The organism is Vogesella facilis, from assembly GCF_042648525.1.
Classification (GTDB): Bacteria; Pseudomonadota; Gammaproteobacteria; order Burkholderiales; family Chromobacteriaceae; genus Vogesella; species Vogesella facilis.
In genome coordinates this window covers 1-24217 of the sequence record NZ_JBHRXN010000017.1, presented here as the reverse complement: position 1 = coordinate 24217, position 24217 = coordinate 1, and the positions used below count along the sequence as shown (strand labels likewise).

The window sequence follows — 24217 nt, the reverse complement described above, 5'->3', positions numbered from 1 at the left end:
GCGGGAACAGCATGAGTGGAGCGCGATCCGGCACTCCAAAACGTGCAGCTCTGCCGGCTAGCGCGCCGCAAACCGCCACCCCCGCAATCAACACCTCTCACCACATGCCGTTACCGCGCCGCGGTAACCGCAACCCGCCCCGCGCTACTCCCGGCTAATGCAGCTCGGCAAACAGCAGGAACAGCGCCGCCTGGCTGGATACGCCCAGCTTGGCGTACAGGTTGCGACGGTGCACCTTGGCGGTTTCCAGCGAGATATCCAGCTCGCGCGCCACACCCTTGGTGGAATGCCCGCCCAGGATCAGCAGCGCCACCTCCACCTCGCGCTTGGTCAGCGGCGGGTTGCCGCGCTGGCGCAGGGTTTCCTCCAGCTGCTGCCGGCTTTGCCGCGGGCTGTCGGCGGCGGGCTGGCTCAGTTGTTCTTCCAGATGCGCCGCCAGCCGCAGCATGGGCAATAGCCAAGGGGCGAACAGGTTGCAGCAGCCGATTTCGGCGTCGCTGAAACGGCGCTGGCTGCCCAGCGACAGCGACAAGGTGCCCTGCGGCAGCGGCAGCAGGAACTGCAGCTCGTCAGTGACCACATTGCGCGAGAAGTAGTGGCGGCAGTATTCGGTATCGCGAAAGCTGTCCGGCGCCACCTCGTCCAGCCGGTACACGCCGGCGGCGGGGCATTTCAAGGCAAAGCTGTAGAACGGGTCCAGCAGGTACAGCCCGCGCATGTAGTCGGCAAACAGGTTGTCGTCGGCGTAATTCACCGCACTGTCGGCCAGCACCAGCGGCGGCAGCCCCGGGCGGAACAGCACCGCCACCCAGGTATCGAACACCAGCTGTTCGCGCAGGAACACCGCCAGTTGCGGCCAGAACGCCGCACTATCCACGCTGTTCAGCAAGCGTCCCAATCGCTGGTGAAACGCCAGATCCGCCACATTCAACTGCATCGCCACCTACCCCGATCAGGTTAGTCCTACCCCTCCCCGCTAACGTTTCCGCGTGATGTCCGCCGCTGCGGGGGCTGACTAGTATGGCCTCACACCGCGCGACACGGCCAGCAGCAATGCGGCCAACCCACCCCAAGTCGCGCCAGCTACCGGAGTGAACGCCATGACCCTGCATGACCTGTCGTACTGGCAACAACGCGCCGACGCCCTGCGGCCGCGCTGCCAGGCCTTCATCAACGGCCAGTTCGTGGCCGCCGCCGATGGCCGCACCTTTGCCGACATCAGCCCGATCAGCGGCCGCTCGCTGGGCGACATCGCCCGCTGTGGCGAGGCCGATGTCGAACTGGCGGTACAGGCCGCGCGCGCCAGCTTCGAATCCGGCGCCTGGTCGCGCTGCCACCCGCGCCAGCGCAAGGCGGTGCTGCAAAGGTTGGCCGCATTGATCCGCGAGCATGGCGACGAACTGGCGCTGCTGGACTGCCTGGACATGGGCAAACCCATCGCCGACGCGCGCAACATCGACGTGCCGGGCACCGCCGCGGTAATCGACTGGTACGCCGAAGCCGCCGACAAGCTGTACGACGAAGTGGCCCCCAGCGCCGACGATGCACTGGCGCTGATCACCCGCGAACCGGTGGGCGTGGTGGCGGCGGTGATTCCCTGGAATTTCCCGCTGGACATGGCGGCATGGAAGCTGGCGCCGGCGCTGATCGCCGGCAACAGCGTGATCCTGAAACCGGCCGAACAGTCGCCGCTGTCCGCGCTGCGCCTGGCCGAGCTGGCAAAGGAGGCCGGCCTGCCGGATGGCGTGCTGAACGTGCTGCCGGGCTATGGCGAAGAGGTTGGCCGCCCGCTGGGCCTGCATCCGGACGTGGACTGCCTGAGCTTCACCGGCTCCACCGAGGTGGGCAAATACTTCCTGCGCTACGCCGCCGAATCGAACATGAAGATGGTGTGGCTGGAGTGCGGCGGCAAGAGCCCGAACCTGGTGTTCGAGGACAGCGACCTGGACGCCGCCGCGCAGCGCGCCGCCTTCGGCATCTTCTTCAACCAGGGTCAGGTGTGCTCTGCCAACTCGCGCCTGCTGCTGCAGCGCGGGGTCAAGGATGTCTTCCTGCAGAAGCTGCTCAAGGAAGTGGACAAGCTGCAGCCGGGCAACCCGCTGGACCCGGCCACCCGCACCGGCAGCATCGTCGATGCGCGCCAGGCCGACCGCATCATGGGCTTCGTCAATATCGCCCGCCGCGAGGGCGCCACCCTGCTGTGCGGCGGCGAGCGCGCCACCATCAACGGCAGCGACTGCTACATCCGCCCCACCATCTTCAGCGACGTCACCCCGGACATGACGCTGGCGCGCGAAGAAGTATTCGGCCCGGTACTGGCGGTAATGACCTTCGATACCGAGACGGAAGCCGTGGCGCTGGCCAATGACAGCATCTACGGCTTGGCCGCATCGGTGTGGACCCGCGACCTGTCGCGCGCCCACCGCGTGGCGCGCCGGCTGCGCGCCGGCACGGTGTCGGTGAACACCGTGGACGCGCTCGACCCTGGCATTCCGTTTGGCGGCTACAAGCAATCCGGCTTCGGCCGCGACCTGTCGCTGCACGCCATCGACAAATTCACCCAGCTCAAAACCACCTGGCTGCAGTTCGAGCGCTGACAGCAGGACAAGGAGACACAACATGACACAGCAAGCCAGCGCGGCCACCCGCCGCTACCAGGGCATAGACGCCGCCCACCACATCAATGCCTTTCTCGACCAGAAGGCGCTGAACCAGGAAGGCCCGCGGGTAATGGCCGAAGGCAAGGGCGTCTACCTGTGGGACACCGAGGGCAACAAGTACCTGGACGGCATGTCCGGCCTGTGGTGTACCAACGTCGGCTACGGCCGCCAGGAGCTGATCGCCGCCGCCGTCCGCCAGCTGGAGCAACTCAGCTACTACAACGTGTTCTTCCACACCACCCACCCGGCAGTGAACGAGTTGTCGGAGCGGCTGTTTGCGCTGCTGCCCGGCGACTACAGCCATGTGATCTACACCAACTCCGGCTCCGAGGCCAACGAGGTGCTGATCCGCACCGTGCGCCGCTACTGGGATGTGGTGGGCAAACCGAGCAAGAAGATATTCATCGGCCGCCACAACGGCTACCACGGCTCCACCGTCGGCAGCACCAGCCTGGGCGGCATGAAGTTCATGCATGAAATGGGCGACCTGCCGATTCCGAACGTGGTGCACATCGGCGAGCCGTACTGGTTTGCCCACGGCGGCAACCTGAGCCCGGCGGAATTCGGCCGCAAGTGCGCACAGGAGCTGGAAGACAAGATTCTGGAGCTGGGCGCCGACAATGTGGCCGCCTTCGTGGCCGAGCCGTTCCAGGGCGCTGGCGGCATGATCTTCCCGCCGGAGAGCTACTGGCCGGAAATCCAGCGCATCTGCCGCCAGTACGACGTGCTGCTGTGCGCCGACGAGGTGATCGGCGGTTTCGGCCGCACCGGCGAATGGTTCGCCCATGAGCACTTCGGCTTCCAGCCGGACACCATCAGCATCGCCAAGGGGCTGACCTCCGGCTACATCCCGATGGGCGGCCTGGTGCTGTCGCGCCGCATGGGCGAGGCACTGGTGGAGCACGGTGGCGTATTCGCCCACGGCCTGACCTACTCCGGCCACCCGGTGGCTGCCGCGGTGGCACTGGCCAACCTCGAGGTGCTGCAGCGCGAGGGCATCGTCGATCGCGTCAAGCACGACAGCGGCCCCTATCTGCAGAAATGCCTGCGCGAGGTATTCGGCCAGCACCCGCTGGTGGGCGAAATCCAGGGCAGCGGCCTGGTGGCCGCGCTGCAGTTCTGCCAGGACAAGGCCAGCCGCCAGCGCTTTGCCAACGAGTCCGACATCACCTGGCGCTGCCGCAGCATCGGCTTCGAACAGGGCGTGATCATCCGCTCCACCCTGGGCCGCATGATCATGGCCCCGGCGCTGGTGATCAGCCATGGCGAAATCGACGAGCTCATCGACAAGACCCGCATCGCCGTGGATCGCACCGCGGCCGAGCTGGGATTGCTGTAACGCCCCCGGCCGGGCGCACACCCACCTGGCCGTCTTCCTCCCCCCATCAGGAGCACACCATGCGCACATCCACCCTCATCGCTGCCAGCCTGCTGCTGGCCACCGCCGGCGGCAGCCAGGCGGCCGACAAGGTACTGAACATCTACAACTGGTCCGACTACATCGGACCGGACACGGTGAAAAACTTCGAGAAGGAAACCGGCATCAAGGTGCGCTACGACCTGTTCGACTCCAACGAGGTGCTGCAGGCCAAGATTCTTACCGGCAACTCCGGCTACGACATCGTGGTGCCCAACAACGTGTTCTTCGCCAAGCAGATCCAGGCCGGCGTCTACCTGCCGATCAACAAGCAGAAGCTGGCCAACTACAAGAATCTGGACGCGGCGATCCTGAGCGAATCGGCCAAATTCGACCCGGGCAACACCTATGGCGTGCCCTACTTCTACGGCATCAACACCCTGGCCATCAACACCGGCCGCGTGGCCAAGCTGCTGGGCAACACCCCGCTGCCGGCCAACGAGTGGGATCTGCTGTTCAAGCCGGAATACGTGTCCAAGCTGCAAGCCTGCGGCGTGTCGGTACTGGATAGCCCGGGCGAAACGTTGGCCGCAGCCATGCACTACCTGGGCAAGAACCCGAACAGCGATGTCGACGCCGACTGGCAGGCCGCGGCCGACCTGCTGCGCAAGGTGCGCCCCTATCTCACCCGCTTTTCCTCCTCCGGCTACATCAACGAACTGGCCAAGGGCTCGCTGTGCGTGGTGTACGGCTATGGCGGCGACCTGAACATCGCCAAGCGCCGCGCCGCGGAAGCCAATAACGGCGTGCAGCTGAAGGTACTGGCGCCCCGCAGCGGGGTGGAAATCTGGTTGGACAACCTGGCGATTCCGAAAGACGCCAAGAACGTGGACAACGCGTTGCGCTTCATCGACTACGTGCTGCGCCCGGAGGTGGCCGCGGCCAACGCCCGCGCGGTGAGCTACCCCAGCCCCAACCTGCCGGCGCGCAAGCTGCTGGATGCGCAGTCGCTGCAGGACCCGTCGGTGTATCTGCCGGTCGCCATCCAGGGCAAGAGCTTCGTGCGCCTGCCGCTGGCGCAGCGCACCCTGCGGCTGCAGACCCGGCTGTGGACCGAGATCAAGACCCGCAAGTAACCCGCCCCCGGCCCCCACCCACGCGGAGACACACACATGAACCTGGCTGAACAGCAGCTGGGCCTGTCGCAACACGCCGGCAGCGCCCGCCCCTATCTGCAGATCGTCGACATCGAAAAGCAATTCGGTGACCACACCGCCGTCGACCACGTCAACCTGAACATCGAGCGCAACGAGATCTTTGCCCTGCTCGGCAGCTCCGGCTGCGGCAAGTCCACCCTGCTGCGCATGCTGGCCGGCATGGAAAAACCCAGCGCCGGCCGCATCATCCTGGACGGCGAGGACATCACCGACCTGCCGCCCTACCAGCGCCCGATCAACATGATGTTCCAGAGCTACGCGCTGTTTCCGCACCTGAGCGTGGCGCAGAACATCGCCTTCGGCCTGCGGCAGGACAAGCTGCCGCGCGCCGATATCGCCGCGCGAGTGGAACGCATGCTGGAGCTGGTGCAGATGACGAAATACGCGCATCGCAAACCCTACCAGCTGTCCGGCGGGCAGCAGCAACGCATCGCGCTGGCGCGCAGCCTGGCCAAGCGCCCCAAGCTGCTGTTGCTGGACGAGCCGCTGGGCGCACTGGACAAGAAACTGCGCCAGCAGACGCAGCTGGAGCTGGTGAGCATGATCGAGCAGGTGGGCGTGACCTGCATCATGGTGACCCACGACCAGGAAGAAGCCATGACCATGGCCGGCCGCATCGGCATCATGTCCGAAGGCCAGCTGCTGCAGGTGGCCAGCCCCGGCGACATCTACGAGCACCCCAACTGCCGCTTTACCGCCGAATTCATCGGCGACACCAATCTGTTCGGCGGCCACGTGGTGGAAGACGAAGCCGACCACGTCTGCATCCAGGCCACCGAGCTGCCGCGCCCGGTGCGCATCGGCCACGGCATTACCGGCACGCTGGGCATGGCGGTGTGGCTGTCGCTGCGCCCGGAACGGGTGGCGGTAAGCCGCCGGCAGCCGGTGCAGCAGCACAACTGGGTGGCCGGCACGGTAAGCGACATCGCCTACCTGGGCAGTTTTTCCATCTTTCACGTGCGGCTGGACGGCGGCAAGGTGATCAAGGCCAGCGTGCCCGCCAGCCACTGGCGCGACGAGGCGGCGCCCGGCTGGAACGAGCCGGTGTTCGTCAGCTGGGCCGATAACGACGCGGTGGTGCTGACACAATGAATAGCCGACTCCTGACCCAACACCCTGCGGCCAACCTTGCCACCGCTCGCGGCCGGGCACGCCTCGCCTGGCGCCGCTGGCTGCCGCGCGGGCAAGCGCTGGTGACCGCCATGCCCTACGGCTGGCTGCTGCTGTTCTTCCTGGTGCCGTTCCTGTTCGTGCTCGGCATCAGCTTCTCGGAGGTGGAAGTGGCCTCGCCGCCGTACCGGGCGCTGCTCAGCCACAGCGAGGACGTGCTGAACATCGCGCTGAACCTGGGCAACTACCACTACCTGTTCGGCGATGCACTGTACCTGGATGCCTACCTCGGCTCGGTGCAGATGGCCAGCATCACCACGCTGATCTGCCTGCTGCTGGGCTACCCCATCGCCTACACCATCGCCCGCGCGCCGCAGGCCAAACGCAACACGCTGCTGATGCTGGTGATGCTGCCGTTCTGGACCTCGTTTCTGGTACGGGTGTACGCCTGGATGGGCATCCTCGACAACGAGGGCCTGCTCAACAAGCTGCTGCTGCAGCTGGGGCTGATCGATGCGCCGCTGCAGCTGATGCACACCCAGCTGTCGGTACAGATCGTGATGGTGTACGCCTACCTGCCGTTCATGATCCTGCCGCTGTTTTCCAACCTCGCCAAGCTGGACGGCCGGCTGCTGGAAGCGGCGGAGGACCTCGGCTGCAAGCCGTGGCAGGCGTTTTTGCGCGTCACCCTGCCGCTATCGCGCAACGGCATCGTGGCCGGCGCCATGCTGGTGTTCATCCCGGCGGTGGGCGAATTCGTCATTCCCGAGCTGGTGGGCACGCCGGAGTCGCTGATGATAGGCAAGGTGCTGTGGATGGAGTTCTTCGACAACAACAACTGGCCGATGGCCGGCGCGGTCACCATCGTGATGGTCGCCCTGCTGATCATTCCCATCACCTATCTGCACAAGCGCGAAGAGAAACAGCTCGCGCAGGCAGAGCAACGCTAGGAGAGCGCCATGCAGGAAAAAGACATCAGTGGCTTTGGCCGGCTTGTGCTGACGCTGGGCCTGGCCTTTCTGTACGTGCCGATCCTGATCCTGATCGTGTACTCGTTCAACTCGTCCAAGCTGGTCAGCGTGTGGGCGGAATTTTCCACCAGCTGGTACCGCGTGCTGTTCAACGACAGCGACGTGATCGCCGCCTTCGGCCTCAGCGTGCGCATCGCGCTGCTGGCCAGCCTGATGAGCGTGGTGCTAGGCACGCTGGCCGGGCTGGCGCTGGCGCGCTTCGGCCGCTTTCGCGGCAAGAGCCTGTTCGCCGGCATGCTCACCGCGCCGATGGTGATGCCGGAGGTGATCACCGGCCTGTCCATGCTGCTGCTGTTCATCCAGCTCAAGGACTGGTTCGGCTTTCCCGCCGAGCGCGGCATGCTCACCATCTGGATCGGCCATGTCACGCTGTGCATGGCCTACGTCACAGTGGTGATACGCTCGCGGCTGCTGGAGATGGACCGCTCGGTGGAGGAAGCGGCCATGGACCTGGGCGCCCGGCCGGTGAAAACCTTCTTCCTGATCACCCTGCCCATCATCGCCCCGGCCATCGCCTCCAGCTTCCTGCTGGCGTTCACGCTGTCCATCGATGACCTGGTGATCACCGCCTTCCTCTCCGGCCCCGGCGCCACCACCCTGCCGCAGCTGATCTTCTCGCGGGTGCGCCTGGGGCTGAACCCGGAAATCAACGCTCTGGCCAGCATCACCGTGCTAGTGGTAACCGTGCTGGTAGTGGCAGCCAACCGCCTGATGCTGCGCGCCGAACGCCGCCGCGCCCGCCTGGCGCAAGTGGCGGCGTGATGGCCGGTAAATAGTGATGACGTAGCACGCCCCGAGGAAACGTTGGCCGCACGCCTTAAAAGGGTGCGGCCAACGTTTTGTTGGGGGAGCGACTGGCCTTGTCAAGATGCAGGGGAAATGGGCAGCCAGCGGGAAAATGGCAGAAACACAAATTGGCTGGGAAGGTAGCCCAGCTAAAAAGACAACTTTCGACCCGAAGAAGACATAGCCTGACATTAGAAGCAGACGTGCATAATTCAAAGCCACGGAAATCAGTTTGACAAGATTTTTTTTATTACTACGTAGCCAGAATCCGTTCCAACTGCGAAATTGCGACCACTGCCATCGAATGAAATTGAATTGGCGCTTTTGGGCAAGGAACTTTCTTCTAGCAATACTTTCGATATTGCATCAAATATGAAAAGTCGATTAGAGGCGGCGACAATGTAACGACCATCTGGAGAATATGTTGCCAACCGAATGCTTTTACTCTCAATTGGCAAGGTGTGCGTTTGAATTCCAGTAGCTGCACTATGGATTGCCACCCCGCTCTTGTTAACAACTAAAAGCTCGGAGTCATCGTTAGAAAATGATACCTTCGTCACTGGGTAAAATGCGCTGTGGTTTTTTTCATTTTGTAGGATTTGTTCCCATTCTGGACCCCCTCCGGTCGCAGACCATATTTGCAGTCTGCCAAGTCCCCCAGACACGATTCGTTTACCATTTCGTGAGTAATTTACAGACAATGAGAAAGAAGTTCCAAAGCCATTTATGCTTTTCTTTTCTGAGTCAATAAGAAATAGGTAACAGCATTTTTTATACGGATGGATTGAATTCATCGATACAAGAAGATTTTTCCCGTTGGGAGAAAAAACCAAATCGTTGACGTCATTTTCTGCGCTTTTCCCGGCAATGAAACCAGCTGGCTCCCATAGCAGCGCACCGGTGTCCGCATTCCAAAGTCGTATGCTATTGCGATTCTCTATTCGGCTTGAAAATTCACTGCCAACCGCTAATGTCTTGCCGTCAGGTGCGAATGAAATTGCGCTCACGCCCCCTGGCTTTTTAATGATTCTGAGCAAGTCAAAACTTGGCACAGAGAAGATGCGAATTTCATTGCTTAATACGTTGGCTACCGCTAGGCGTGTACTATCGCGATTAAGCGCAACAATTGCCGGGTGATTCGGCTTGGGTTGCCATTGTTTCAAAGTTTTTGTTAACGTGGAGTGGTCGTTGGCGAAAAAATAGTATGAGCCGCACAGACCAATAAAAATTGGCAGTGCAGAAATTTTTACCATTTTCGAAAATTGTATATTCATGATGTTCCCAATTTTTTAATGGGCGGCCAGCAAATTAATTTGGCAAATTTCTGAAAAAGTACTGAATATTTATGCTCACCAACGTTGACTCAATGGGTCCGGCTTGAGTTATCAAAATAACCGCTTTATGGACACAACTTCTGCCGACCGTTTCTGGCCGACAGCAGTCATACTATCACGCTGGCATGGCGTCAGCTCCTGACCGAGGGCAGCTGCCAACCTGGGAGGCAGGCCTTCAGCAGAGCTTAGCCGTCCGTCTGCCCTTGGCGCTGCAGGATGACATGCGTGGCCTTCTCCGACGCGACGAACTGCACGCACTGGTAGCCCAGCGCCCGCAGATTCACCCCTTCGAACAACGATTCTCCCCGGCCGAGCAGCAGCGGCGAGATGGCAATGTGCAGTTCATCAATCAGGCCGGCACGCAGGTACTGCCGGATGGTGTCCGGCCCGCCGCCGATACGCACGTCCATGCCGGCGGCAGCCTCGCGGGCACGGTCAAGCGCTTCGTGAATGCCGCCGGTGATGAAGTGGAAGGTGGTGCCGCCTTCCATCTCGATGGGGGTGCGCGCATGGTGGGTCAGGACGAAAACCGGAACGTGGTACGGCGGATTGTCTCCCCACCAGCCATTCCAGTCGGTACCCGCCCAGTCCCCGCGCATGGGGCCGAACATATTGCGCCCCAGAATCCAGGCCCCGACATTGCGAAAGCCCCGGGCGGCAAAGTCATCGTCAAGCCCGGTCGTACCGTCGTCCTTGCCGAACAAGGCCTGCTGGAAGGTACGCGTCGGGAACAGCCACTGGTGCAGCTCCCCGCCACCAACCCCGAGCGGGTTGTTGATGTCCTGATCCGGCCCTGCACCGTATCCGTCCAGCGAGATGGTGAAGCCCTCAACGCGAACGCGTGTCATCGTTTGCCTCCGTGTGGATGCCTGACGTGCGGTGGGCAGCAACGCTGCCTGCCGGAATCATGCGCAAACTGCGCCAGCAGATTTTTGCTTAACTATATGTCTTCAAGAGAAATTTTCCGCACTTGCTGACTGCCCCCCCACCAGACACGCGCCTAGGCATGGCATCGCCGCTTATTGCCGATAGCTGGCCGCACACCCTGCCGGCTGCGGCCAACATGCCGGGCGTGGCGGCACGCCGCACCAGCAAAAAAGAAGCCCGCCGAAGCGGGCCAACGTCTTGCAGGCAGGAAGCGGAGAAGCAAACAATCACCGCCCCGCAACGGCGGCGACAACAGCGACTACCCTTGCCCGCCAAGCCGCTGCAACAGCGTGGCCAGCAGGGTGTCGCAGGCAGACAGCTGATCCAGCGCCAGCCATTCGTCCGGCTTGTGCGCCTGGTCGATGCTGCCCGGCCCCAGTACCACCGCCGGGATGCCCACGCGCTGCGAGAACAGGCCGGCTTCGGTACCGAAGGCGATCTTGGCCGGCGCGCGCTCATCGCCCAGCAGCGACTGCACGAAGCGCACCACGGCAGCGTCCGGCGCGGTAAGCAGGCCGGGATAGCTGCTGCGCTCGACAAACTCGATGCCCGCCGCCGGGTCCACCGCACGCATCGCCGGCAGCAGTTGGCCGCGCGCGTAGTTGCAGATGGCATTCAGCAGCGGCTGCGGGTCGTCTTCCGGCAGGTGGCGGATTTCGAACTCGAATTCGCTGGCGGCCGGAATGATGTTCAGCGCGGTGCCGCCGTGCATCTTGCCCACATGCAGCGTGGTGTACGGCACCTCGTACAGCGGGTCGAACGGCCCCCGTTCGGCACGCTCGCGCGCCAGTTCACGGATGAAGGTGATCAGCTCGGCGGCGTACTCCACCGCGTTCACCCCGGCAGCCGGGTTGCTGGAGTGGCCTTCCTTGCCGCGCAACTTTACCTGGTACGCCACCTTGCCCTTGTGCGCCGCCACCAGCCGCATCAGCGTCGGCTCACCGACGATGGCCATCTGCGGCAGCACCGGCAGGCCGCCCAGCACGTCCAGCAGGCGACGCACGCCGATGCAGCCGATTTCCTCGTCGTAAGTCAGTGCGATGTGCAGCGGGGTATGCAGCTTTGCCGCCGCAAACGCCGGCACCGCGGCCAGCACCGCGGCGATGAAGCCTTTCATGTCGGCGCTGCCACGGCCATAGGCACGGCCGTCGCGCACATCCAGCCGGAACGGATCACTGCTCCAGTGCTGGCCGGTCACCGGCACCACGTCTGTATGCCCGGCCAGCATCACCCCGCCCCGGTCGGTGGGGCCGATGGTGGCGTACAGGTTGGCCTTGCTGCCTTCTTCATTGCACACCAGCTGGCTGGCGATGCCGTACTGCGCCAGGTAGTCGCGCACGAAGTGGATCAGCGCCAGATTGGAATGCTGGCTGACGGTATCGAAGCCCACCAGCGTCTGCAGCAGGCCCAGCGAAGAATATTGTTCCATCATGGGTCTCCCGCCACGCCGTAGCTGGGCGCTTCCTGCGGCGACACGGCGCGGGTGACATAGGCAGCCATCTGTGGCTGATAGCGCTGCCACAGTGCGGCCAACTCCGCCACCGGCGCACCATCGCTCCAGTCGATGCGCAGATCGACGCTGGGCCATTCGGTATCCAGCGTGGCCTGCAGGCCGGCGGCATGAATCGGCCCGGCCTCGCCGCCGGCATCCACCGCCGCCTGCAATGCCGCCAGCAGCCGCTGCGGCAGGCTGCCGCTACTGGCTTCGAAGGCATCCACCATGGCCTGCGGCACCTGCGGACTGGCCAGCAGGTTGCCCCCGGCAGCACAATCGCGGCCGCTGGCGGCGCCGTATACGCCCAGCGCATGGCGGCCGGTGATCACCTGCGGCGTGCCGTGCAGCGGCGCCAGCACCAGCTGCCGCCAGTCACTGTGCGGGTCTGCGGCCAACAGGCTGGCGCGTAGTGCATCGCCATCCTGCCCGGCCGCCATCTGCGCCAGCGCCAGCCGGCCCAGCATGGGGTTGGTCACGTTCTGGCTCAGCGCGGCGCCTACCCCGGCGCGCACATTGGCGCAGCGGCTGGCCACGGCAATGCTGGACGAGGCCACGGCCACGCCGACCATGCCGCTTTGCCGGCAGCGGGCAGCGATGGAAAAGGTCATCAGCGGCGCTCCTCGGGCATCACGGCGGTAACGTCGATTTCCACCAGCCATTCCGGGCGGGCCAGCGCCGATACCACCAGGCCGGTGGACACCGGGTACACGCCCTTGAGCCACTTGCCCACCACCTGGTACACCGCCTCGCGGTAGCGCGGGTCTACCAGGTAGATGACGATCTTGCAGATGTCGTCCAGGCAGCTGCCGGACTCTTCCAGCAGCATCTTGACGTTGGCCATCGCCTTTTCCGCCTGCGCGGTGACGTCGCCGATGCCCACCGACTCGCGGCTATCCAGGTCCTGGCCGATCTGGCCGCGCAGGAACACCATGTTGCCGGCTACCACCGCCTGGCACAGGTCGTTGTTGAGGTTCTGTTCCGGGTAGGTCTGCTTGGTATTGAACGGGCGGATACGCTTGTGAACCATGGTTGTCACCTTGTGTTTGTGTGTGCAGGTTGCGGGCCGCCGTGGCGACCCGGTGTTGTTGTTCAGACTTCCGCCGGCACGGCCGCCGCGGCTTGCGCGCGCTGGCCGGCATCGCGGTAGGCGGCGTACTTGCGCTGGATGGCGATGTGGTCGGCAATGAAGCGGGCGTCGTGCCATACCCCCCAGATGAAGCTGGAACCGCGGCGCGACAGCCACGGCAGGCCGACGAAGTACACCCCCGGCTCGCTGGATACGCCACGCTGGTGCTGCGGTTTGCCCTTGTCGTCGAAGGCATTCACCTGCAGCCAGCTGTAGTCCAGCGCAAAGCCGGTAGCCCAGATGATGGTGTTCACCCCGGCGGCAGCCAGGTCCAGCGACAGTACCGGTTCGCTGATGCAGGCCGGATCCGACAGCATGCGCCGCGCTTGCGGCTCTGGCGGCAAGTCCAGGCCGTTGCGTTCGATGTAGGCATCGGCGGCATCCAGCAGCGACAGGTAGTTGGCGTCGCCACGCGCCACGTTGGCCGCAAGGTCCGGCTGGAAGCTGGCCACGCCGTTGTCGAACGATTTGGTCATGCCCAACAGGGTGATGCCCTCGTGCGCCAGGCGGCGGAAATCGATGGTTTCCCCTCCGCGTGCACCGCTTACCGCAATGGTGACGTGCTCGGTGCCCGGTTTTACCGTTGCGGCGTCCCACTCGCCCAGCACCCCCAGCCACCAGCAGAAATCGCGGCCACGGTAGGCGCGCGGCGGGCGGTCGTGCGCGCCCACCGACAGGTACACCTGGCGGCCGGCGCGCTGCAGTTCATCGGCGATCTGCACGCCGGAGGAGCCGGCGCCCACCACCAGCACCGCGCCGGCAGGCAGCTGTGCCGGGTTGCGATACTGGGTGGAGTGCATCTGCAGCAGGCGGTCGTCCTGCGGCGCCACCGCCGGAATCACCGGCTGCTGGAACGGCCCGGTGGCGGCCACCACGCGGTTGGCCTCGATCACCCCGGCCGAGGTTTCCACGGTAAAACCAGTGCGGCCAACGTTGCGGGTGACTTTTTTCACTTCCACCCCGGTGCGGATCGGGGCGTTGAACTTGCGGGCATAGGCTTCGAAGTAATCCGCCACCTTGTCCTTGGCCACGAAGGCATCCTGATCGGCATCGAAAGCCAGGCCGGGAAAGCGGTCGTGCCAGGCCGGGCCGTTGCACACCAGCGAATCCCAGCGCTCACTGCGCCAGCGTTCGGCGATGCGGCTGCGCTCCAGCACGATATGCGGGATGTCGAGCTTGCTCAGGTGTTCGCTCATGGCCACGCCAGCCTGGCCGGCGCCGATCACCAGCGTGTCCGTTTTTTCGATTGCCATCTTGCTCTCTCCTGTTGAGCGGGTTGACAAGGCCAGTCTACGGAGCCACGCTGAATACAGAAAATATGTATATCTTCTGCTTTGGATAACAGAAAATTATGCAATACACCCTCAGACAACTGGCCTACCTGGTGGCGGTGGCCGATCACGGCAGCGTTACCGCCGCCGCCAACGCGCTGTACACCTCGCAGCCCGGCGTATCCAATGCCATTGCCCAGCTGGAAGAAACCTTCGGCCTGCAGTTCTTTGTGCGCCACCATGCACGCGGGGTGTCGCTGACCCCGGCCGGGCAGAGCTTCATCGCCGCGGCGCGCAACCTGCTCAGCCACGCCGACGACCTGATGCAGCAGGCGCAGGAGATCAGCCAGTCGCTGCGCGGCACGGTAACGCTGGGCTGCTTCACCACCATCGCGCCGATCCTGCTGCCGCGGCTGCTGAGTGCGCTGCGTGCCAGCTACCCGGAGCTGGAAGTGAACCTGCTGGAGGGCGACACCCAGCAATTGCAGAATGCGCTGCTGGGCGGCCAGATCGAACTGGCGCTGCTGTATGACCTGGGGCTGCCGGACACGCTGCACAAGCTGCCGCTGTCCGGCGCCCGCCCCTACGTGCTGGTGGCGGCCGACCACCCGTTGGCCGCACGCGGCAGCGTGTCGCTGGCCGAGCTGGCGGAGGAGCCGCTGGTGCTGCTGGACCGGCCGCACAGCCGCGAATACTTTCTGGGGCTGTTCCGCCAGCAGGGGCTGGAGCCAAAGGTGCGCCACCGCACCATCAACTTCGAGCTGGTGCGCGGGCTGGTGGCGGCGCACTTCGGCTACGCGCTGCTGAACCTGCGGCCGAATGTGGATGTGAGCTACGACGGAGGCAAACTGGCCTACCTGGAAATTGCCGACGATGTACCCAAACTGCCCATCGTGCTGGCCTGGCCGCAGGAGCTGAAGCTCACCCGCAAGGCCGAGGCGTTGCGCGCCGGCTGCCTGCAGCTGCTGGGCGCCGCACTGGCGGCGGATTGACCCTGCCGGCTGGCGCTAGCCGCTGACCAGCCGCAGCTTCTGGTGGGTAACTACGGCGGCGAGAACGTCCGCCTGCGCCAGCCGGTGGCGCGGCTGGAAAGCGATAATTACGACTTCCTGCTGGGCTGCCTGCTGGATGGCCACGGCCTGCAGTTCCTGCCCACCTGGAGCGCGGCGCCCTATCTGCAGCGCGGCGAGCTGGTGGAGGCCGGCGGCGGGCAGTGGCAGCTGCAGAGCGCCTTCGGCCCCTGGGTGCACGTGCTGTACCTGCCGCACCGGCGCAGCACGCGCAAGGTGAAGGTGTTCATCGACATCCTGAAAACCTGCCTGGCCGAATGCGGGCTGAGCTCCCCCCGCCGGCTAGGCTTGTACCAACCAGACCGGCACAAAAAATGCCCTGGCACGGGCGAGCATGGCCGAAGTGCGCGGTAAACCTGCCGCAGTTCGGCACTCTGCTTACTGGCGGCGCTGGCCAGGCTGTTGCCGGCTCGACGGTGCCGGTGACAAGTCATCCGCCAAAGCGGAAGTTGGATGACCAAGCCCCACATTTCCGCGTTGTGCCCGATGCGGAAGTTGGCGAGGTCTGCGTAAAGTGTCAGCAAGTGCTGCGCAACGCCCGGCTTCAGCGCGCAAGCGGCGTGTCGGCCATTGTATCGCGCACGGTGAACACGCTCTCAAGATGGTCGCGATAGCAGCGGTGCAGTTCGGTGTGAAGACACATCGCCCGGTGGTATGCAATTCGCGCCCGCGGATCTGCACGCGATATTGTCACCCCATCGCCTTCGGATTCGCGCCACCATCAGCGCGTGTAATGATCCAGAAACATCGCCACGCTGCGAGCAGCCAGCGCGCGCCGCGCGTCCGCATCGAGCGGCGGCGCCATTTGCAGCAGCTGGGGCCAGAAGCAGCTGCCCTTGATGAGGCTGTGCAATTGCTCGCTGGCAATCTCCTGCTCGAACTCGCGCAACCGCGTGTCGCCTCGCGCCACACCCAGCCAGCGGCTGACGGCGGTTTCCTGCGCAGCCATCACTGCCATCGCGTCGGTCAGCGCCTCCGGGTGATAGAAAAAATGCCCCAGTGCGATGCGCGCCAGCTCCAGGTACTCGGGGTTGCAGATGACCTCGATCTCGGCCTCAACCACCTCCCTTAGCTGTGCGTCCAGCGGCGCCTGCGCGTCGTACCGCACCTCGATCTGCTGCATCGAACGCTGCCACAGCTCGGCAATCAGGTAGGCGACCAGCGCTTCCTTGCTCTTGAAGTGGTTGTACACCGTGCGTTTGGACACCTCGGCCATGGCCGCCAGTGCGTCCATGCTGGTGGCCTGCACGCCATTCTCGCGAAAAGCGCGCCTGGCCGCGTCGAGGATGGCGCGGCGTTTTTCCTCGCTGCGCGTTGGCTTGGCATCGGTCACGGCGACATCCCTCGAAAGAAAACCGAATAGTACACCAAGCGGTGTACTTTTTCATTTTCCACAAGTACACTACACGGTGTAGTTGATTTACAAACCACCCAGTGTCTTTGACCTCTACGGGAGTCTGCCCATGCCCACCACCACCCTGCTCGGCACCAGCGATGCCATCCGCTCGCACCATGCGCCCAAGCAATTCCGCAATCAGCAGCTCGACTACCGCACCGGCTTCGGCCAGGTCATCGACATCGCCCTGGCCTATCTGCGCACCAAGCGCAGCGAGCCCAACCCGCTTGGCGCCATGCCGATGCGCACGTTGCGCATGGCCGAGCTGCCGGCCGATGGCGCCACCACGCTGGTGCGGCTTGGGCATTCCTCGATGCTGATCCGCATCGATGGCCACTACCTGCTGACCGACCCGGTATTCAGCGAGCGCGCCTCGCCGCTGCAGTGGGCCGGGCCGAAGCGCTTCCACCCGGTGCCGCTCAGCATTGACGAGCTGCCGCCGATCAAGGCGGTGATCCTGAGCCACGACCACTACGACCACCTCGACAAACACACGGTGCTGGCACTGGACAGCAAGGTGGAGCGCTTCATCACCCCGCTGCGGGTGGGCGATCACCTCAAACGCTGGGGCATCGCCGCCGACAAGATCATCGAGCTGGACTGGTGGCAGCAGGCCGAACTCGGCTCGCTGCGCTTCACCGCCACGCCCGCCCAGCATTTTTCCGGCCGCGGCCTGCGCGATCGCGACCGCACCCTGTGGGCCAGCTGGGTCATCGCAGGCAGCCGGGAGCGGCTGTTCTTCAGTGGCGACTCGGGCTATTTCCCCGGCTTTCGCGAGATCGGCGAGCGCTGCGGCCCGTTCGACGTCACCATGATCGAGACCGGCGCCTACAACGCGCTGTGGAGTGACATCCACATGCTGCCGGAGCAGAGCGTGCAGGCCCATATCGACCTGCGCGGCAAGGCGATGCTGCCAATCCACAACAGCACCTTCGACCTCGCGCTGCACGACTGGCACGAGCCGCTGGAGCGGGCCAGCGCCATTGCCGCAGCACGAGGCGTCACCTTGCTCACCCCGCTGATCGGCGAGCCGTTGGCACTGAACGCCGCCAGCACCGGCACGGCATGGTGGCGCACGCAGCCGGCCCCGGCACAGGGACAACTGGCCTGGCAGCCATGAAACGACGGCAGCACGTTTTCACTACACACGGGCGCTGACCGCAGCGCTCGAGCCGGCCGACGCCTGCAGGTTGGCCGCATCGATGCGCAGTCATGGCAAGCCTGTTGCGCCGCGCCGCTGAGCAATGCGTAACGGTGCGACACACTTGTTAGCCATGGCGACATGGCCGTGCTGTTCGGGCCGGCGGTTTGTTACGGTTTTGTTTCCGGAATCATTCCGGCACAACAAAATATAAGGACAAACATCAATGAAGAGTCTCCTGAACACCGCACGTCTTACCTTGCTGGCAGGCAGCCTGGCATGGGGCGCCGCCGCCCATGCCGACAATGCGGCCAACGGCAACCTGCTGGTTTCCGCCGTGGCCTGGAAGCAGACCGCCGCCGAATACAAGGCGCTGTACTACCAGGCCTACAACCTGGCGCGGATGCAGCTGGATCGTGCGCTGGCCAGCCAGAAAAGTGGCGACAAGCCGCTGGCGGTGATTACCGACATCGACGACACCATCCTCAATGCCAGCAACTACTGGGGCTACCTGATCAACAACGGCCAGGACTTCTTCGATGACGCAGTGTGGGACCGCTGGGTGCCGCGCAACCAGTTCACCGCCATGCCGGGCGCGCTGGATTTCTTCAATTACGCCAAATCGCGTGGTGTGGAAGTGTTCTATGTCAGCAGCCGTGACCAGGGCGACAAGACTTTCGACTATGCGCTGGGCAACCTGAAAGCGCTCGGCTTCCCCTACGCCGATGCCGAGCATGTCACCATCCTGCGCGAAAGCTCCAACAAAGAGCCGAAGCAGAACGAGATCGCCCAGCGCTACAACGTGGTAGTGATGCTGGGCGACAACCTCAACGACTTCCGCCGCAAGTACTACGTGAAGAATGTCGACGAGCGCACCAAGCTGATGGAGGAAGACCGCGAGCTGTTCGGCAGCAAGTTCATCATCATGCCCAACCCCACCGACGGCCACTGGGTCCGCGCCATCTTCGGCGACTCCGAGCCGCCGGCCACCGATGCCAATCGCGCCAAGTTCCGCGAGGCCGCCAGCAAATCCGCCTGGCAGCCCTGAGCCGGCATCCGTTCCCTGAAAGCAGCCAGCCGGCAGGCTGGCTTTTTTCATGCCGCGCGTGCCAGGGCTGCCGCCCCCACCGCGGGCAGTCGCCTGCTCGGCGCAGCCGGCTCCCGGCCCGGCCAGGCAAAGCCACCTATACTTAACAGCAGCCCATGCTGCTGACAGCGCCATCCACGCCGGGTGACGTCTGACAATCCGTTTGATCTGCCGATGGCAGCATGCAGTGCATGACATCTTCGCAATGGGCAGGTCGCCATTCAATGCGGGAGATGGACATGCTCATCGATTCAAGCTGGCTGCTTACTGCCGTTATCGTGCTGGCGGTCGTCTGGCTCTCCGCCGCGTCGATCCGCATCTTCCGTGAATATGAACGCGGCGTTGTGTTTACCCTTGGCCGCTTCTGGCGGGTTATGGGGCCGGGGCTGGTCATCATCATTCCGGCGATCCAGAAATCCATCCGGGTCGATTTGCGTACCGTGGTGCTGGAAGTGCCGACGCAGGACGTGATTTCGCGCGACAACGTTTCGGTAAAAGTCAGCGCCGTTGTCTACTTGCGGGTTACCGATCCGGAAAAGGCCATCATCCAGGTGGTGGACTACCTCAACGCCACCAGCCAGCTGGCGCAAACCATGCTGCGCTCGGTACTGGGCAAACACCTGCTCGACGACATGCTGGCCGAGCGCGAGAAGCTCAACACCGATATCCAGCAGGCGCTGGATGCGCAAACCGACTCCTGGGGCATCAAGGTGTCCAATGTGGAAATCAAGCAGGTAGACCTGACCGAATCCATGATCCGCGCCATTGCCCGTCAGGCCGAAGCCGAGCGCGAACGGCGCGCCAAAGTGATTCATGCCGAGGGGGAATTGCAGGCCTCCGAGCAACTGTTCCAGGCTGCCAAGGTGCTGGCGCAGGAACCGCAGGCCATCCTGCTGCGCTACCTGGAAACGCTGACCGTGATCGGCGCGGACAAGAACACCACCATCGTGTTTCCCCTGCCCATGGATCTGATTGCCTCGCTGGAGGAAAAATTCAAGAACAGCGCCAAGGGCGGCTGAGTCGCCCCCAGGCTGGCGTTAGCTCGCGCAAGCACCAAGCCGGCCTTCCGGCCGCGCCCCCGGCAACAGCCGGCATGACCCGGCCGATCCGCAAGCGCATGTTGCCGCTCAAGCCTGGGCGCGGTTACGCGACCGCAGGCCGACCAGGGTAAACAGCAGCCAGAATGCCTGCGACACCACCGCCGCCAGGTTGAAATCATAGGCCAGGGAATACAGGCTGCAGACGCCGCCAAGCAGATTCAGGCCGGCATAACGTCTTGTATCCATCCTGAGCTTGCGCAACTGCAGCAGCGCATAGGCACCGACATAGCATGCGGTACCAAACAGCCCGACCAATACATGGAATGCCATAACCTTCAATCTGCATTATTTTTTTGAGGGAATATTTGCCGGCCAGTCACTGCCAGCAACCAGAAGGGCCGCAATTGAACCGCCCCGCAATACTCGTTCCGCCCTGTGCCACGGAGAGCGACCCTATACCAACCGCGCCGCCAGCATCACCGCCATGCCGGATAAAAATGGCAGCCAGGGGTTGCGCGACAGGCACACCGAAACCACAACGGCGATCGCGGCGAGGAGTTTCGGGCTGAATGGCTGCAAGGCACCGCCTACCAGCACGATGTCCGGGGCAATAATGGCCGCCAGCGCCGCGGCCGGGGCATAGCGCAGCGCCCGCTGAACCCACGGCGCCAGCTGCACCTGCTGCCCCGCCACGATAAAGCTGCAGCGCGGCAACAGGGTAGCGGCGCCGATAAGGCCGATCATGCTCCACAGCAAGAATGCATCGCTAACCATGTGCCGATTTTTCCCTTTGCAAATATTCGGCGACAAAGCCGGCGGCCATGCCCAGCACAATCGCCACAAACAGCCCCAGGCGCAGCGGCAGTCCATGCAGCAGCACCGCCGTGCCGCCACCGACCAAGGCGGCCAACAGCATCGGCCGTTGCCGCACCATCGGAACCAGCAGCACCAGCATGGCGATCGTCGCCATGAACTCCAGCGACCAGCCTTGCGGAACAACGTCCGCCAGCAGGATGCCGGCCAGGCTGCTGGCCTGCCACAGCGCCCAATTCCAGAGCGAAGGAGCAAGGTAGTAGCCCAAACGCCAGTCGGTGCGCTCCTCGCGCAACAGGCGGCTGGCGCAGGCGGCCACCACGCCGTCACTCAATAGATAGCCGGACAGCCAGCGCAGTCGCTTTCCCACACCGTTGAAGGCGGGCGCCAGGATCGCGCTGAAAATCAGAAAACGCAGATTCAAGGCCAGCGCCGTGAGCACGATCAGCCAAGCCGGGGCACCGCTGACGATCAGCGGCAAGGTGCCCAGCTGTGCCGTGCCACCGAACACGATAATGCTCATCCCCATGGCTTCGAGGAAGGAAAAGCCGGCATCGCGCATGGCGATGCCGGTAACCAGGCCCCACGGCAGCAGCCCCAGCGAATAGGGCAGATAGTAAGAAAACCCTTCGCGCGCGCCCTGCCGGAATGCAGTGTTCACAAGCTGGATTGCAGCATTACGGATCATTGCTCCCTCACGTCACGTAAACGGCCTGGCCCGGCGCTTAGCACAGCGGCGGCGACTGCCAGCACAGACCGCTGCGGCCCGCCGACATGACTACAGCGTATCAAGATCGGCCACGGCGGCTGGTTACATTTTCTGCACCCTTTCACCTACTTTTGGTAATGCCGTTGCGGCCTGCCCTTCCCCGGCCATCGCACGCAACCGCGGCGAGAAGACCGCCACGCAAGGCGGAGGCACGCGCACGGCCGCCGCGCCGGCCTTCGTCAGCGTGCTGGCGCACGCCCGGCACCTCCGCGCGCGGCGGCGAAGCGGTGATAGACACAAAAACTTTTGACAGTCTACAATTTGTAGACAACAGAAAATTATCGGCAGGAGCACCCATGAGCGACGCAGCGCCACCGGCCGGTCAAGCCAGCGCCCCCCGCACCTCGGACCGCAAAGTTGCCCTGGCACAGGTACTGCGGCAGCGCATTCTGACCATGGAACTGGCGCCCGGCGCCGTGCTGGATGAACAGGCACTGAGCGAGGAGTTCGGTCTGTCCCGCCCGCCGGTGCGCGAGCTGATGCGACAGATGGCGGCCGAAGGCTATATCGAGCTGGAGGCCAATCGCGCCGCCCGGGTGGCGTCCATGAACTACCAGTCGCTGCGCAATTTTTTCCTGGCGGCACCGCTGCTGTATACCGCCACCACCAAGCTGGCGGCGCTGGATGCCACCCCCGCCGAGATCGGCAACCTGAAAGCCATCCAGGCGCAATTCCGCAATGCGGTTAACAGGGGCGATGTTGACAGCCGGGTGTATTACAACGACCAGTTTCACCTGGCCATCGGCAAAATGGCGCACAACCCATACTTGCTGCCCAGCCTTAACCGTTTATTGATCGACCATGCCCGGCTGGCAAAAACCTTCTACCAGCCCAATAACCGCCACATGCAGGACGACCTGGCCGCCGCAGTGCAACAGCACGATGAAATAATAGAAGCCATCGAGCGACGTGATGCCGATGCCGCGGTGGAGATAGTCCGCGCACACCTTGATCTGTCGCGGCGCAATATGGCCATGTATGTCACCCCGGAAGGGCTGGACATTCCGCTAGAAGTCTAAAAAACATAACACCGGCAATCGACGCCTGCCCGTGGCGCACAGTTAAAACCAGCACCGCCGCATCGAAAGCCAAACCGGCACACACGCAGCACAGGAAAGCCATGAAAAGCCATCAATCACCGAGCCAGGAATCCAGGACAAAGCCGCTCTCTGTCGCTTTTGTGCTTTCCCCCGACTTTACCCTCAGCGCCTTTTCCAACTTTGTCGACGCGCTAAGGTTGGCCGCAGACGACGGCGACTTCAGCCGCCAGATACGCTGCAAATGGAAGGTGCTCAGCTACAACAGCCAGCCGATCAGATCCAGCTGCGGCGTCGAAATCTCGCCCACCTCGGAGCTGATTGACCCCAGCGCCTTTGATTACATCGTCGTGGTCGGCGGGCTGCTGCATTCCGGCAAAAAGATCGCGCCGGCGTTGATCGGCTATCTGAAGAAAGCGGCCGAGCAGAACATCCCGCTGGTCGGCGTCTGCACCGGCAGTTTCATCCTGGCCCGCGCCGAGCTGATGAATGGCTACAAGACCTGCGTCAGCTGGTTTCACCACCAGCAGTTCGAGTCGGAGTTTCCCAAGCTGCACGTGTACGCCGACAGCCTGTACATCAATGACGGCAACCGCATCACCTGCGCCGGCTCGGCAGGCGTCATGCACCTTGCGGCCAACATCATCGAGAAACACTGCGGCAAGCATGAAGCCTCGCGCGCGCTGCGCATCATGCTGGAAGAATATCCGCTGTCGGAAAAATCGCCGCAGCCGCAGCCGTTCGTGCAGACCAAGATCACCAATATCAATGTCCACAAGGCCATCTTGCTGATCGAACGCAATATCAGCACGCCGCTGTCGATGGAAGAAATCGCCAGCCGCGTCAATTTAAGCCACCGCCACCTGGAAAGATTGTTCCAGAAGGAAATCGGCCTCTCCCCGGCGGAATTCTCGATAAAAATCAGAATCAACCATGCCAGGAACCTGCTAATCAACACGAGCAACCAGGTATCGTTCATTGCCATGGAATGCGGCTTTCTGGACACCTCGCATTTCTCGCGCCGTTTCAGAACGGAATTCGGCAAAACGCCGACCGAAATCAGAAAAGAAGCGCTGCTGCAGCAACAAAAGAAATAAGCGCCCGCCGGCAAGATTACCCCCGCAAGGCAAGCCCGTTTAATCACGGCTTGCCTTGATCATTTCCAGCCGCCCCCTGCCCCGCTGCGGCCGCCGCACCTAGTTAGCCGCCAGCAAAACTGCGCATCCCAACCAGCACATTACTGGTCGCGCAGCGGCAAGTTCCGGCCGCGCGCTCGTAGTCCAATGCAAAACAGTCACATTTGGCACACCACCTAGCAACGCCCCCAAGCCGCCATTACCAGTGCACCGTCGTCTGGGGCCGCATGGCGCGGGGAGTGCATCAGGCTGTCGGCAGCAGCAGCGTCCGGCAGGCGCGCAAACCCATATGGCCGGCCGAGATGCTGGGGCTATTTTTCATATTGAAGCGACATGAACTCTATCCGCAGCATCCTGATCGCCAACCGCAGCGAAATCGCCATCCGCGTCATGCGCGCCGCCAGCGAAATGAAC

At 63.4% G+C, this 24217-nt stretch carries 25 protein-coding genes; 14 read left to right on the top strand and 11 right to left on the bottom strand.

Annotated features, from left to right (window positions below):
• Positions 1 to 154: 154 nt before the first annotated feature.
• The gene (locus ACFOLG_RS07725; protein ID WP_386090358.1) at positions 155 to 937 is read right to left on the bottom strand and encodes a helix-turn-helix transcriptional regulator; all 783 of its coding nucleotides are present in this window, start codon (positions 935 to 937) and stop codon (positions 155 to 157) included.
• A gap of 163 nt (positions 938 to 1100) precedes the next feature.
• On the opposite strand from ACFOLG_RS07725, the gene ACFOLG_RS07720 reads away from it, so the two are divergent.
• The 6 genes from ACFOLG_RS07720 to ACFOLG_RS07695 all read left to right on the top strand — a co-directional run bounded on the left by ACFOLG_RS07720 (position 1101) and on the right by ACFOLG_RS07695 (position 8137).
• Entirely contained in the window at positions 1101 to 2597 is a 1497-nt protein-coding gene (locus ACFOLG_RS07720) for an aldehyde dehydrogenase (protein ID WP_386090356.1), read from the top strand.
• A gap of 22 nt (positions 2598 to 2619) precedes the next feature.
• Complete coding sequence (locus ACFOLG_RS07715; protein ID WP_386090353.1) at positions 2620 to 3999, top strand: aspartate aminotransferase family protein; 1380 nt, start codon at positions 2620 to 2622, stop codon at positions 3997 to 3999.
• A gap of 59 nt (positions 4000 to 4058) precedes the next feature.
• Positions 4059 to 5153, top strand: a complete 1095-nt coding sequence (locus ACFOLG_RS07710) for a polyamine ABC transporter substrate-binding protein (protein ID WP_386090350.1) — start codon at positions 4059 to 4061, stop codon at positions 5151 to 5153.
• 36 nt (positions 5154 to 5189) lie between these two features.
• The gene (locus ACFOLG_RS07705) at positions 5190 to 6326 is read left to right on the top strand and encodes an ABC transporter ATP-binding protein (protein WP_386090347.1); all 1137 of its coding nucleotides are present in this window, start codon (positions 5190 to 5192) and stop codon (positions 6324 to 6326) included.
• Positions 6327 to 6436: 110 nt separating this feature from the next.
• Positions 6437 to 7294, top strand: a complete 858-nt coding sequence (locus tag ACFOLG_RS07700) for an ABC transporter permease subunit (RefSeq protein WP_386090374.1) — start codon at positions 6437 to 6439, stop codon at positions 7292 to 7294.
• A 9-nt stretch (positions 7295 to 7303) separates the two neighbouring features.
• Positions 7304 to 8137, top strand: a complete 834-nt coding sequence (locus ACFOLG_RS07695; protein WP_386090344.1) for an ABC transporter permease subunit — start codon at positions 7304 to 7306, stop codon at positions 8135 to 8137.
• A 251-nt stretch (positions 8138 to 8388) separates the two neighbouring features.
• Here the strand turns inward: ACFOLG_RS07695 and ACFOLG_RS07690 are convergent, their stop codons facing one another.
• The 6 genes from ACFOLG_RS07690 to ACFOLG_RS07665 all read right to left on the bottom strand — a co-directional run bounded on the left by ACFOLG_RS07690 (position 8389) and on the right by ACFOLG_RS07665 (position 14296).
• On the bottom strand, positions 8389 to 9435 hold the full coding sequence (locus tag ACFOLG_RS07690; protein ID WP_386090341.1) for a WD40 repeat domain-containing protein: 1047 nt from the start codon (positions 9433 to 9435) through the stop codon (positions 8389 to 8391).
• Between the two features lie 245 nt (positions 9436 to 9680).
• Complete coding sequence (locus tag ACFOLG_RS07685) at positions 9681 to 10343, bottom strand: dihydrofolate reductase family protein (protein ID WP_386090339.1); 663 nt, start codon at positions 10341 to 10343, stop codon at positions 9681 to 9683.
• 338 nt (positions 10344 to 10681) lie between these two features.
• Positions 10682 to 11854, bottom strand: a complete 1173-nt coding sequence (gene argE / locus ACFOLG_RS07680; protein ID WP_386090336.1) for an acetylornithine deacetylase — start codon at positions 11852 to 11854, stop codon at positions 10682 to 10684.
• The gene (locus tag ACFOLG_RS07675; protein ID WP_386090333.1) at positions 11851 to 12525 is read right to left on the bottom strand and encodes a DUF1028 domain-containing protein; all 675 of its coding nucleotides are present in this window, start codon (positions 12523 to 12525) and stop codon (positions 11851 to 11853) included. Before ACFOLG_RS07675 ends, argE begins: the two co-directional genes overlap by 4 nt.
• Positions 12525 to 12944: a RidA family protein gene (locus tag ACFOLG_RS07670; RefSeq protein ID WP_386090330.1), complete on the bottom strand. Its 420-nt coding sequence runs from the start codon at positions 12942 to 12944 to the stop codon at positions 12525 to 12527. The genes ACFOLG_RS07675 and ACFOLG_RS07670 overlap by 1 nt, the downstream gene beginning before the upstream one ends.
• 62 nt (positions 12945 to 13006) lie before the next feature.
• Complete coding sequence (locus ACFOLG_RS07665) at positions 13007 to 14296, bottom strand: flavin-containing monooxygenase (protein WP_386090329.1); 1290 nt, start codon at positions 14294 to 14296, stop codon at positions 13007 to 13009.
• Positions 14297 to 14394: 98 nt separating this feature from the next.
• Here ACFOLG_RS07665 and ACFOLG_RS07660 point away from each other — a divergent pair, with 98 nt between their 5' ends.
• Both ACFOLG_RS07660 and ACFOLG_RS07655 read left to right on the top strand, forming a co-directional pair.
• Entirely contained in the window at positions 14395 to 15306 is a 912-nt protein-coding gene (locus tag ACFOLG_RS07660) for a LysR substrate-binding domain-containing protein (protein ID WP_386090326.1), read from the top strand.
• A gap of 42 nt (positions 15307 to 15348) precedes the next feature.
• The gene (locus tag ACFOLG_RS07655; RefSeq protein WP_386090323.1) at positions 15349 to 15738 is read left to right on the top strand and encodes a LysR substrate-binding domain-containing protein; all 390 of its coding nucleotides are present in this window, start codon (positions 15349 to 15351) and stop codon (positions 15736 to 15738) included.
• A gap of 367 nt (positions 15739 to 16105) precedes the next feature.
• Here the strand turns inward: ACFOLG_RS07655 and ACFOLG_RS07650 are convergent, their stop codons facing one another.
• Positions 16106 to 16717, bottom strand: a complete 612-nt coding sequence (locus ACFOLG_RS07650) for a TetR/AcrR family transcriptional regulator (RefSeq protein WP_386090321.1) — start codon at positions 16715 to 16717, stop codon at positions 16106 to 16108.
• Positions 16718 to 16847: 130 nt separating this feature from the next.
• On the opposite strand from ACFOLG_RS07650, the gene ACFOLG_RS07645 reads away from it, so the two are divergent.
• From ACFOLG_RS07645 to ACFOLG_RS07635, 3 genes are all read left to right on the top strand, one after another.
• Positions 16848 to 17900: an MBL fold metallo-hydrolase gene (locus ACFOLG_RS07645; protein ID WP_386090319.1), complete on the top strand. Its 1053-nt coding sequence runs from the start codon at positions 16848 to 16850 to the stop codon at positions 17898 to 17900.
• A 247-nt stretch (positions 17901 to 18147) separates the two neighbouring features.
• Entirely contained in the window at positions 18148 to 18969 is an 822-nt protein-coding gene (locus ACFOLG_RS07640) for a 5'-nucleotidase, lipoprotein e(P4) family (protein ID WP_386090317.1), read from the top strand.
• 278 nt (positions 18970 to 19247) lie between these two features.
• Entirely contained in the window at positions 19248 to 20027 is a 780-nt protein-coding gene (locus ACFOLG_RS07635) for a slipin family protein (protein WP_386090314.1), read from the top strand.
• Between the two features lie 108 nt (positions 20028 to 20135).
• Here the strand turns inward: ACFOLG_RS07635 and ACFOLG_RS07630 are convergent, their stop codons facing one another.
• The 3 genes from ACFOLG_RS07630 to ACFOLG_RS07620 form a co-directional block, all read right to left on the bottom strand.
• Positions 20136 to 20378 carry a CBU_0592 family membrane protein gene (locus ACFOLG_RS07630; RefSeq protein WP_386090312.1) on the bottom strand — a complete coding sequence of 81 codons (243 nt, stop codon included), beginning with the start codon at positions 20376 to 20378 and terminating at the stop codon, positions 20136 to 20138.
• Positions 20379 to 20501: 123 nt separating this feature from the next.
• Positions 20502 to 20822, bottom strand: a complete 321-nt coding sequence (locus ACFOLG_RS07625; RefSeq protein ID WP_386090309.1) for an AzlD domain-containing protein — start codon at positions 20820 to 20822, stop codon at positions 20502 to 20504.
• Positions 20815 to 21549: an AzlC family ABC transporter permease gene (locus tag ACFOLG_RS07620; RefSeq protein WP_386090306.1), complete on the bottom strand. Its 735-nt coding sequence runs from the start codon at positions 21547 to 21549 to the stop codon at positions 20815 to 20817. Before ACFOLG_RS07620 ends, ACFOLG_RS07625 begins: the two co-directional genes overlap by 8 nt.
• 377 nt (positions 21550 to 21926) lie before the next feature.
• Between ACFOLG_RS07620 and ACFOLG_RS07615 the strand changes: the two genes are divergently transcribed.
• The 3 genes from ACFOLG_RS07615 to ACFOLG_RS07605 all read left to right on the top strand — a co-directional run.
• Positions 21927 to 22649, top strand: coding sequence for a GntR family transcriptional regulator (locus ACFOLG_RS07615; RefSeq protein ID WP_386090303.1), 723 nt, complete (start codon positions 21927 to 21929; stop codon positions 22647 to 22649).
• Between the two features lie 161 nt (positions 22650 to 22810).
• Positions 22811 to 23764, top strand: a complete 954-nt coding sequence (locus tag ACFOLG_RS07610; protein WP_386090300.1) for a GlxA family transcriptional regulator — start codon at positions 22811 to 22813, stop codon at positions 23762 to 23764.
• Between the two features lie 372 nt (positions 23765 to 24136).
• A partial coding sequence (locus ACFOLG_RS07605) for a biotin carboxylase N-terminal domain-containing protein (protein ID WP_386090371.1) occupies positions 24137 to 24217 on the top strand: 81 nt, incomplete at its 3' end.

What these genes read in the sequence shown, in the direction of transcription:
- ACFOLG_RS07625 (WP_386090309.1), bottom strand. Translation starts at nt 20,822, where the DNA reads ATGGTTAGCGATGCATTCTTGCTGTGGAGCATGATCGGCCTTATCGGC.
- ACFOLG_RS07700 (WP_386090374.1), top strand. Translation starts at nt 6,437, where the DNA reads ATGCCCTACGGCTGGCTGCTGCTGTTCTTCCTGGTGCCGTTCCTGTTC.
- ACFOLG_RS07665 (WP_386090329.1), bottom strand. Translation starts at nt 14,296, where the DNA reads ATGGCAATCGAAAAAACGGACACGCTGGTGATCGGCGCCGGCCAGGCT.
- ACFOLG_RS07640 (WP_386090317.1), top strand. Translation starts at nt 18,148, where the DNA reads ATGAAGAGTCTCCTGAACACCGCACGTCTTACCTTGCTGGCAGGCAGC.
- argE (WP_386090336.1), bottom strand. Translation starts at nt 11,854, where the DNA reads ATGATGGAACAATATTCTTCGCTGGGCCTGCTGCAGACGCTGGTGGGC.
- ACFOLG_RS07705 (WP_386090347.1), top strand. Translation starts at nt 5,190, where the DNA reads ATGAACCTGGCTGAACAGCAGCTGGGCCTGTCGCAACACGCCGGCAGC.
- ACFOLG_RS07690 (WP_386090341.1), bottom strand. Translation starts at nt 9,435, where the DNA reads ATGAATATACAATTTTCGAAAATGGTAAAAATTTCTGCACTGCCAATT.
- ACFOLG_RS07695 (WP_386090344.1), top strand. Translation starts at nt 7,304, where the DNA reads ATGCAGGAAAAAGACATCAGTGGCTTTGGCCGGCTTGTGCTGACGCTG.
- ACFOLG_RS07620 (WP_386090306.1), bottom strand. Translation starts at nt 21,549, where the DNA reads ATGATCCGTAATGCTGCAATCCAGCTTGTGAACACTGCATTCCGGCAG.
- ACFOLG_RS07645 (WP_386090319.1), top strand. Translation starts at nt 16,848, where the DNA reads ATGCCCACCACCACCCTGCTCGGCACCAGCGATGCCATCCGCTCGCAC.
- ACFOLG_RS07725 (WP_386090358.1), bottom strand. Translation starts at nt 937, where the DNA reads ATGCAGTTGAATGTGGCGGATCTGGCGTTTCACCAGCGATTGGGACGC.
- ACFOLG_RS07675 (WP_386090333.1), bottom strand. Translation starts at nt 12,525, where the DNA reads ATGACCTTTTCCATCGCTGCCCGCTGCCGGCAAAGCGGCATGGTCGGC.
- ACFOLG_RS07615 (WP_386090303.1), top strand. Translation starts at nt 21,927, where the DNA reads ATGAGCGACGCAGCGCCACCGGCCGGTCAAGCCAGCGCCCCCCGCACC.
- ACFOLG_RS07635 (WP_386090314.1), top strand. Translation starts at nt 19,248, where the DNA reads ATGCTCATCGATTCAAGCTGGCTGCTTACTGCCGTTATCGTGCTGGCG.
- ACFOLG_RS07710 (WP_386090350.1), top strand. Translation starts at nt 4,059, where the DNA reads ATGCGCACATCCACCCTCATCGCTGCCAGCCTGCTGCTGGCCACCGCC.
- ACFOLG_RS07630 (WP_386090312.1), bottom strand. Translation starts at nt 20,378, where the DNA reads ATGGCATTCCATGTATTGGTCGGGCTGTTTGGTACCGCATGCTATGTC.
- ACFOLG_RS07685 (WP_386090339.1), bottom strand. Translation starts at nt 10,343, where the DNA reads ATGACACGCGTTCGCGTTGAGGGCTTCACCATCTCGCTGGACGGATAC.
- ACFOLG_RS07670 (WP_386090330.1), bottom strand. Translation starts at nt 12,944, where the DNA reads ATGGTTCACAAGCGTATCCGCCCGTTCAATACCAAGCAGACCTACCCG.
- ACFOLG_RS07720 (WP_386090356.1), top strand. Translation starts at nt 1,101, where the DNA reads ATGACCCTGCATGACCTGTCGTACTGGCAACAACGCGCCGACGCCCTG.
- ACFOLG_RS07715 (WP_386090353.1), top strand. Translation starts at nt 2,620, where the DNA reads ATGACACAGCAAGCCAGCGCGGCCACCCGCCGCTACCAGGGCATAGAC.
- ACFOLG_RS07660 (WP_386090326.1), top strand. Translation starts at nt 14,395, where the DNA reads ATGCAATACACCCTCAGACAACTGGCCTACCTGGTGGCGGTGGCCGAT.